The 8,301-nt window shown below is 33.3% G+C and carries 7 protein-coding genes; 1 reads left to right on the forward strand and 6 read right to left on the reverse strand.

Features of this window, described 5'->3' with window-relative positions; translation table 11 throughout:
* Positions 1–4: 4 nt before the first annotated feature.
* The 6 genes from uxaC to CLV33_RS06075 form a co-directional block, all read right to left on the reverse strand.
* Positions 5–1,411, reverse strand: a complete 1,407-nt coding sequence (gene uxaC, locus CLV33_RS06050; protein ID WP_105473111.1) for a glucuronate isomerase — start codon at positions 1,409–1,411, stop codon at positions 5–7.
* Positions 1,412–1,622: 211 nt separating this feature from the next.
* Positions 1,623–2,801, reverse strand: a complete 1,179-nt coding sequence (locus tag CLV33_RS06055) for a DUF4861 domain-containing protein (RefSeq protein ID WP_105473112.1) — start codon at positions 2,799–2,801, stop codon at positions 1,623–1,625.
* A 2-nt stretch (positions 2,802–2,803) separates the two neighbouring features.
* On the reverse strand, positions 2,804–3,595 hold the full coding sequence (locus CLV33_RS06060; protein ID WP_105473113.1) for a gluconate 5-dehydrogenase: 792 nt from the start codon (positions 3,593–3,595) through the stop codon (positions 2,804–2,806).
* A 24-nt stretch (positions 3,596–3,619) separates the two neighbouring features.
* Positions 3,620–4,462 carry a 5-dehydro-4-deoxy-D-glucuronate isomerase gene (gene kduI / locus CLV33_RS06065; RefSeq protein WP_042243659.1) on the reverse strand — a complete coding sequence of 281 codons (843 nt, stop codon included), beginning with the start codon at positions 4,460–4,462 and terminating at the stop codon, positions 3,620–3,622.
* A 19-nt stretch (positions 4,463–4,481) separates the two neighbouring features.
* Positions 4,482–5,657 (reverse strand): mannonate dehydratase, encoded by a 1,176-nt coding sequence (uxuA, locus tag CLV33_RS06070; protein WP_105473114.1) that lies wholly within the window; start codon positions 5,655–5,657, stop codon positions 4,482–4,484.
* Between the two features lie 16 nt (positions 5,658–5,673).
* Positions 5,674–6,501 (reverse strand): SDR family oxidoreductase, encoded by an 828-nt coding sequence (locus CLV33_RS06075; RefSeq protein WP_105473115.1) that lies wholly within the window; start codon positions 6,499–6,501, stop codon positions 5,674–5,676.
* A gap of 197 nt (positions 6,502–6,698) precedes the next feature.
* Between CLV33_RS06075 and CLV33_RS06080 the strand changes: the two genes are divergently transcribed.
* Positions 6,699–7,790 carry a substrate-binding domain-containing protein gene (locus tag CLV33_RS06080; protein ID WP_146109714.1) on the forward strand — a complete coding sequence of 364 codons (1,092 nt, stop codon included), beginning with the start codon at positions 6,699–6,701 and terminating at the stop codon, positions 7,788–7,790.
* The last annotated feature ends 511 nt before the right edge of the window (positions 7,791–8,301 follow it).

Here is an 8,301-nt window from a genome sequence, read left to right on the forward strand (position 1 = left end):
TTATTTAATTAAAATTAAAGTAGTTTTTGGCATTATAGTAACATATATCTTGTACCATTTTACCTAAAAATTCCATATCGTTAGGTATAAGACCTTGTTTTACATCCTCAGCTAATAGATTACATAAAATGCGTCTAAAATACTCATGTCTAGGGAAAGATAAAAAGCTTCTGCTATCTGTTAGCATACCTACAAATCTACTTAACAACCCCATATTAGATAAGCAATTTATTTGCTTTTCCATACCATCTTTTTGGTCCAAAAACCACCAACCGGAGCCCCACTGCATTTTACCAGCAACATCAGAACCTTGAAAATTTCCCATCATTGTTGCAAATACTTCGTTGTGCGCTGGATTTAAATTGTAGGTAATGGTTTTAGCTAATTGGTTTGTAGATTCTAGCGTATTAAATAATTTAGACATAAAGGTTGCCATAGGAAAATCTCCAATAGAATCTACGCCTGCATCTAAACCTATTTGGTCTAATAACCTAGAATTGTTGTTACGAATAGGCCCTAGGTGATATTGCTGTACCCAATTATATTCATGATATTTTTTGCCTAAATAAATAAATAGAAAAGACCTGTATTGATTTACTTCGTTTTGTGATAACTGTGCTCCAGATATTTTTTTTGAAAATACTGCTGCAACCTCTTCCTCAGAGACTTCTACGATACTTAAAGCTTCACCAACCCCAAAATCTGATAATTTACAACCTTGTTCATTAAAAAACTCTAAACGCTTATCGATAGCATTCAAAAATGCGTCAAAACCATCTATTGTGCAATCTGTTACTGCTTCAAGCTTTTTTAAATATCCTAAAAAACTTTGTTTATTAATAAAAAACAGTGCATCGGCCCTAAACGTTGGAAACACTTTTACAGAAAATCCTTTTTCGGCAATTTCCATATGATATTTTAAATCGTCTACCGGATCATCGGTAGTACACACCACTTCTACTCTCATGTCTTCTAAAAGTTGGGCTGGTGTTTTATTTTCTAAAATAGCATTTGCACGTTTATAAATAGATTCTGCTGAACTAGGCTGTAACAAATCATCTACATCAAAATATCTTTTAAGCTCTAGATGTGTCCAGTGAAACAAGGGATTTCTTAAAGTGTAGGGTACAGTTTCTGCCCATTTTAAAAACTTTTCTTTTTTAGATGTTGCAGAACCTGTTACAAAAATTTCGTCGATACCATTGGCACGCATTGCTCTCCATTTGTAATGGTCGCCATCTAACCATGCATCCGTAATATTCTTTATGGGCTTATTTTCTGCAATTTGTTTTGGCGATAAATGGTTGTGGTAGTCTATAATTGGCAGGTCTTTAGCATACGTGTGATACAAAGTTTCTGCAATTTCAGATTGTAAAATAAAATTATCGGTTATAAAGTTGGTCGCCTTCATGTTTAAATTTAATTACCTAAGTAAGGTTTTATAAATTTTAGTGCAACTAGTGTTGAAAATAAGCTGTTTAAAAAGTGTTATTCTTAATTTCAATTTGAATTGTGACTAAGATGCTTCTATCTCTTTCGTAACAAATAATACTACTTTTTAAACAGCCATTACTAAAATTTATATTTTTTTAATTCTGTAAATTTTAAAATTCGCAACAGAGCTAGTTAATAGTAACCTTTAACGGGTTATTAACTTTTAAAGCAAATGCTTCTATATGCTTTTCCCAAGCTTCTTTAGAAGTAATCTCTTTTGCTTTTTTCCATCCAAAACCTGCATAGTATATTGCCTTACCGTTGTTTACTTTAATTTTTGCAAACAAGTTACTCCAATCTTTTACGGGTGTATCAAATAATTCACTAGAAATCATATTATTATTAGGAACTATAATAGCTGTACCGAGTTCTGAATCGAAATGAGGTTCCCAATAGGAAATATATCCAAGTGATTCGTTTTGAGTTGGAATACCATTTTTTTCATGCAATGTTAAACCTGCATAAATGGCATCTGTACCTGTAAGTTCAATTTCAAATCTAGAAAAATTACTTCCGTAATCTAATGAGATGTGTTTAGTTTCTGTAATGGTTTGTCCGTTCGCATCCCAGTTGGCATACTCTAAAACAAAACTTGTTCTTATAGGCCCTGTTGTTATTGTTTTCCAACTTGTGAAATTTTTAGATGTGTAGTATGTAGTGTCTATCTTTATAGCAATGCCGCCTACTCCACGAGATACTCCTACGTGAAAATTATCGAGTCCTTCACCAGAATCTATGTGGTACGCCCCTGGTTTTTCTTGTTCGTTCTTATACCATTTGTTAATAATAGGATACTCTACACGTTTTAACCATGCATCAATTCCACTAGACAATGTACCGCCTTTAACCCCTTCCTCAACCATTTTTTGGGCAGTAGGCCCATAGGTTCTAAAAGCAACTTTATTGTTTTCCCACGCATAATCGTCGGTTCTTTCTGGAACGAATCTTGAATAGCAATGCTCTGCAACTTCAGGCTTAGATGAAGCCTCTACTTGTAAAAGTTGAAACTGCTTTTCTGAATTTGCATTAATTTCTGGCTGAAACAACAGCACATCTGCATTTCCATCATTATCTACGTCTACAAATTGAGATACTAAAACTGTATTTGTACTTAAATCTTTAATACTTAAGCTTTCAAAAGTTTGGCCTTCTTCAAGTTTAATATCAGTTTTATTAATTTCAACGGTTTCGAAACTACGAGACACGTTTAAGTTATTTGTTACTGTTATAATTTGCTCTGTTGTGCTATTACAGCTAACAACAAAGCAAAATATAAATAATACAGCGTAGAAAAATAGCGTTTTCATAATTAGTCTTCGTTTGAAGGTTTACCTATGGTTGCTAATATTCCGCCGTCTACATAAAGTACATGTCCGTTTACAAAATCGCTTGCCTTAGATGACAAGAATATTGCTGCTCCTTGTAAATCAGTCGGATCTCCCCAACGTGCTGCTGGAGTTCTGCTTATTATAAAATCGTTAAATGGATGCCCGTCTACTCGTATTGGAGCCGTTTGGGAGGTTGCAAAATACCCTGGGCCAATACCATTGGTTTGAATATTGAACTTTGCCCATTCTGTTGCCATATTTTTGGTTAGCATTTTTAAACCGCCTTTTGCAGCAGCATAGGCACTTACAGAATCTCTACCTAATTCACTCATCATAGAGCAAATGTTAATAATTTTTCCGCCTCCTCTTTCAATCATACCTTTAGCTACCGCTTTAGATACTATAAAAGGAGCTACAAGATCTACCTGAATAACAGCATTAAAATCTGCTACTTCCATATCAATCATTGGTGTGCGCTTAATTATTCCCGCATTATTTACCAAAATATCAATTGGCCCTACTTCTTTTTCAATCTTAGCAATAGCTTCGTTTACTGCTTTTTCATCAGTAACGTCAAATACGTACCCATGGGCATTAAGGCCTTCTGATTTGTATTCCTCTACTGCGTCATTTAATTTATCTTCAGAATAATTATTTACTACTATAGTTGCTCCTGCGTGACCTATCCCTTTGGCCATAGCCATTCCCAGCCCATGTACAGCGCCTGTTATTAAAGCTGTTTTTCCTTTTAAATCAAATAAGTTTATCGACATATCTTTTTTATGTTTTACTTGTTATTATCTTAATTCTGTTATTTTGGCAACATCCATATCGCCATAATCTAAATTTTCTCCTGCCATACCCCAAATAAATGTATAGTTTGAAGTTCCTGAACCTGAATGAATAGACCATGGTGGAGAAATAACAGCTTGATGGTTTTGCATCCAGATATGACGTGTTTCTTGGGGTTGCCCCATAAAATGACAAACGGCTTGGTCTTGAGGAATATCTAAATAATAATACACTTCCATTCTTCTATCATGAACATGCGCTGGCATAGTGTTCCATACACTACCTGTTTTAAGCTCCGTCATTCCCATTTGAAGTTGACATGTATCAACAATACCACCAATAATTTGTTGGTTTACTGTACGGTGATTTGCTGTTTCTAAAGATCCTAATTCTATTTTATTGGCATCTGCTTTACTTACCTTTTTTGTTGGGTAGTTTTTATGTGCAGGTGCAGAATTGATGTAAAACTTGGCAGGATTAGTTTTATCTATACTTTTAAATACTACATTTTCGTTACCACTACCAATGTAAAGTGCATCTTTTAATGTTAGTTCGTAAACATCTCCGTTTACTTCAACAATACCATCGCCACCTACATTTATAATACCTATTTCGCGTCTTTCTAAAAAATAGTTTGCTTTTAAAGGATCTATTGTTTCTAATGTAATTGGTGCTTTAACAGGAACCGCAGAACCAGCAATATACCTATCATAATGCGTGTATACCAATACTAATTGGTCTTCTTGCATTAAATTATCGATTAAAAATTCATCTCTTAATTGCTTCGTGTCGTAAGCTTTTACAGTTTGCGGACTGGAAGCATAACGTGTTTCGTACTGTGTTTTCATTTTTTAATTTATATGTATGTTATAATATATGTTTTAAACCGTACTCTAGCCCTCTTAATTCGGCTAAACCACGTAATCGTCCAATACCAGAATATCCTGGGTTGGTTTTTTTATGTAAATCGTCCAGCATTTGATGACCATGATCTGGCCTTACAGGAATAGCAAAATCTGCGTATCCTTCTGCTTTACGTCTTTTTTCTTCGTTAAGAATTTCTTTAACAACGCCGTACATGTCTACGTCGCCTTCTAGATGGTTAGCTTCATAGAAATTTCCGTGTTTGTCACGTTTAGTGCTTCTTAAGTGCAAGAAATGTACACGGTCTGCAAAACGTTTAAAGATTTGCACTAAATTATTATCTGCCCTTACACCTAGCGATCCTGTACAGAATGTAATACCATTCGTTCTATCTGGTACATTATCAAACAAATAAGCATAATCTGCCTCTGTACTTACTACTCTTGGCAGACCAAGAATAGGATATGGCGGATCGTCTGGATGGATGCACATTAGCACTTCATTTTTAGAAGCTACGGGAATAATTTCTTTTAGAAATAACACCAAATGTGCTCTTAATGTTTTAGCATCTACATTCTTATATGTGTCTAATATATTTTGAAATTGCTCTAAAGTATAGCCTTCCTCAGCTCCTGGCAATCCTGCGATAATATTATTTACCAGAGTTGTTCTAGACGCTTCAGAAAGATTCTCAAAATAGTCTTTGGCCGCTTTTTGTTGTGCTTCGGTATAACTATTTTCAGCCCCTGGCCTTTTTAACAAAAACAGCTCAAAAGCTGCAAATGCAATAACATCAAAACGTAAAGCTTTAGAACCATCTTCAACTTCAAACTCTAAATCGGTACGTGTCCAGTCTAAAACAGGCATAAAATTATAGCATACAATGTTTATACCGCATTTTGCTAAATTTTCAATGCTTTGTTTATACGTTTCTATATATTTTTGAAAATTACCAGAACGCGTCTTTATGTTTTCATGTACAGGTATGCTTTCTACTACACTCCAAGACAATCCTGCGTTTTCTATTGTATTTTTACGTTTTTGTATTTCATCAACAGTCCACACATCGCCGTTTGGAATATGATGCAACGCCGAAACAACACCTGTTGCTCCCGCTTGTTTTATATCTGATAACGTTACGGGATCGTTTGGCCCATACCACCTCCATGTTTGTTCCATAATTTAATTTTATTTGTTAAACACCGCTATAGGCTGAAAAACCACCATCTATAGGAATAACTACTCCAGTAACAAATGCTGCGCCTTCACCACATAACCACAATGTGGTACCAACTAGGTCTTCTGGCTCACCAAATTTACCCATTGGAGTTTGATCTATAATTTGATTGCCTCTTGGTGTTAAACTACCATCACTTTTCGTTAACAAGCTTCTATTTTGATCTGTCAAGAAAAATCCTGGAGCCAACGCATTTACACGAATTCCTACTTTAGAGAAATGTACCGCCAACCATTGTGTAAAATTAGAAACTGCAGCTTTGGCACCACTGTAGGCTGGTATTTTTGTTAGTGGCGTAAAGGCATTCATTGATGAAATGTTTAAAACACTACACCCTTTCCTGCCAACCATATCCTTTGCAAAAACTTGTGTAGGTATTAATGTTCCAAGAAAATTTAAATTAAATGTAAACTCAACTCCTTTTGCGTCTAAATCAAAAAACGTTTTAAAGCCTTCTGCCTTGTTATTAAGGTCTTCCATTTCAAAAAACGGATTACTGGTAGTTCCCAATGGATGATTTCCTCCAGCACCATTAATTAAAATATCACACAACCCTAATTTGTTGTTCACTTCAGTCTTAGCTAAATCTAACGACTCTTTTTCTAAAACATTTGCAGCAACTCCTATGGCCACACCTCCTGCTTCATTTATTTCATTTGCAACACTATCGGCAGCTTCTTTTCTTAAATCCAGTACCGCTATTTTATGCCCTTCTTTAGCTAATGCTTTTGCTAAGGCTCCACATAAAACACCACCTGCCCCTGTTAAAACTATTACTTTGCTCATTGATTAAACTGTTACTTAAATATTAGAATAATAACTCAATTATGTTGCGTTTTCGTGTACGCACACACAAATATAGAAAATAAAATAGTGTACGCACACGAAATGACAAAATTTTTACTAAATTGCTTGAAATTTTTCAACTGCTTATTCTTTTAATTACAAGTTTTAAAAGCACATCTCAAGGTGAAAATAATATTATGATTACAATTAAAGATATTGCCAAAGAAGCCAATGTCTCCGAGGGCACTGTAGACAGAGTAATACATAACCGTGGTGGTGTTTCTAAAAAAACAGAGGCTAAAATTAAAAAAATTCTAGAATTCCATAATTTTAGCGTAAATCCAGTTGCTAGTGCTCTTGCAATGAAAAACAAACATTTTATTGCTGCATTAATTCCTGAATATAATGACTCTGATTTATTTTGGAAATCTCCATATTTAGGTATTTTAAAAGGTGCTAACGATGTTAAAAGTTTTGGAGTTCAGGTAACAACTTTTACTTTTAATCAATATGATCCTCATTCTTATTTAAACACTTTTAACGTATTGTTAGAAACCAAGCCTACCGCAGTAATTATGGTGCCTAATTTCTCTAAAGAAACAAAGCGAATTGTAAACAAGTTAGAATTTTTAAATATCCCTTACCTGTTTTTAAATATTGATATTGATGGTTTTAACAACAAAGCATTTGTTGGACAAGATTCTTATATGGCTGGATATATTGCAGGTAAACTTATAAATTTAAGTATACCTAAACCCTCTACTTTCTTAATTGTTCAAGCTAGACATAATATTACAAAAAACAATGCTGTATCTAATAGAATTAAAGGTTTTAACGATTATTTTTTGAAGAACAATATTAGTTCTGAAACATTAACATTAAAAATTGAAAACTTAAATAACTCTTCTGAAACAAAACAAAAAATAAACTCATTTTTAAAACAGCATCCAGAAATAGAAGGTGTTTTTGTGCCTTCTAGTAGAATTTATATTGTTGTTGATTGTATGGACTCCAATTATTTAGATAAACTCGAACTTATTGGTTTCGACAATACACCACAAAATATTGAATGTTTGAAAAACGATTCTGTTGCGTTTTTAATTTCCCAAAAACCGTTTGAACAAGGCTATGAATCTATTAGGTTAATGACGGACTATTTAACATTAAAAAAGAATATGCCCAATACTAAGATACATTTACCTATTGATATTTTAACTAAAGAAAATGTTGATTATAACGAAAGAAACGAGTTTGTTATTGAATATGATAACACTAAAATTAACTCTTAAACTTATTTATTACTTTAGTTTTCCAACAATTTAAATGTGTAATAACCTGTTTAAAACCTAAAAACAAGAATTAATTTGTGAGCTACAATTCACCTACCTCTTAAAGTAATAAGACAACCATAAATCATTAGTTTTACCTTGTTACAAATATTGCAAGACTTACTATTACCTATTTTTTTAATCCTGTTTAATGGATATCTGATTAAAAACAATTATGAAACTTTTGTTGAATAAAAGCTATTATAATAATTGTTAATCTACAACATAACTTTCTTAAGATAATTGGCTCATTTATAGTCAAATTTTAAGATTATTCTTATATATAATTGTATTTCGTCGATTTTTTATGCTTTTCATGGAGTTGTATTTTGTAAAATTATATATTAGCCCCAATAATTCATTAACCCCCAAACCTAATGAAAAAAATTACTTTGCTAAGTGTGTTATTATTTTTGATGACACAGTTTAACTTCTCTCAATCCCTTTCAGGAAAACGAATCAAGATTGCTAA

It is taken from the genome of Jejuia pallidilutea, from assembly GCF_002973595.1.
GTDB lineage: Bacteria > Bacteroidota > Bacteroidia > Flavobacteriales > Flavobacteriaceae > Jejuia > Jejuia pallidilutea.

Bases quoted from the DNA above. Each gene is read 5' to 3' on its own strand.
- uxaC (WP_105473111.1), bottom strand. From the start codon at position 1,411: ATGAAGGCGACCAACTTTATAACCGATAATTTTATTTTACAATCTGAA.
- uxuA (WP_105473114.1), bottom strand. From the start codon at position 5,657: ATGGAACAAACATGGAGGTGGTATGGGCCAAACGATCCCGTAACGTTA.
- kduI (WP_042243659.1), bottom strand. From the start codon at position 4,462: ATGAAAACACAGTACGAAACACGTTATGCTTCCAGTCCGCAAACTGTA.
- CLV33_RS06080 (WP_146109714.1), top strand. From the start codon at position 6,699: ATGATTACAATTAAAGATATTGCCAAAGAAGCCAATGTCTCCGAGGGC.
- CLV33_RS06060 (WP_105473113.1), bottom strand. From the start codon at position 3,595: ATGTCGATAAACTTATTTGATTTAAAAGGAAAAACAGCTTTAATAACA.
- CLV33_RS06075 (WP_105473115.1), bottom strand. From the start codon at position 6,501: ATGAGCAAAGTAATAGTTTTAACAGGGGCAGGTGGTGTTTTATGTGGA.
- CLV33_RS06055 (WP_105473112.1), bottom strand. From the start codon at position 2,801: ATGAAAACGCTATTTTTCTACGCTGTATTATTTATATTTTGCTTTGTT.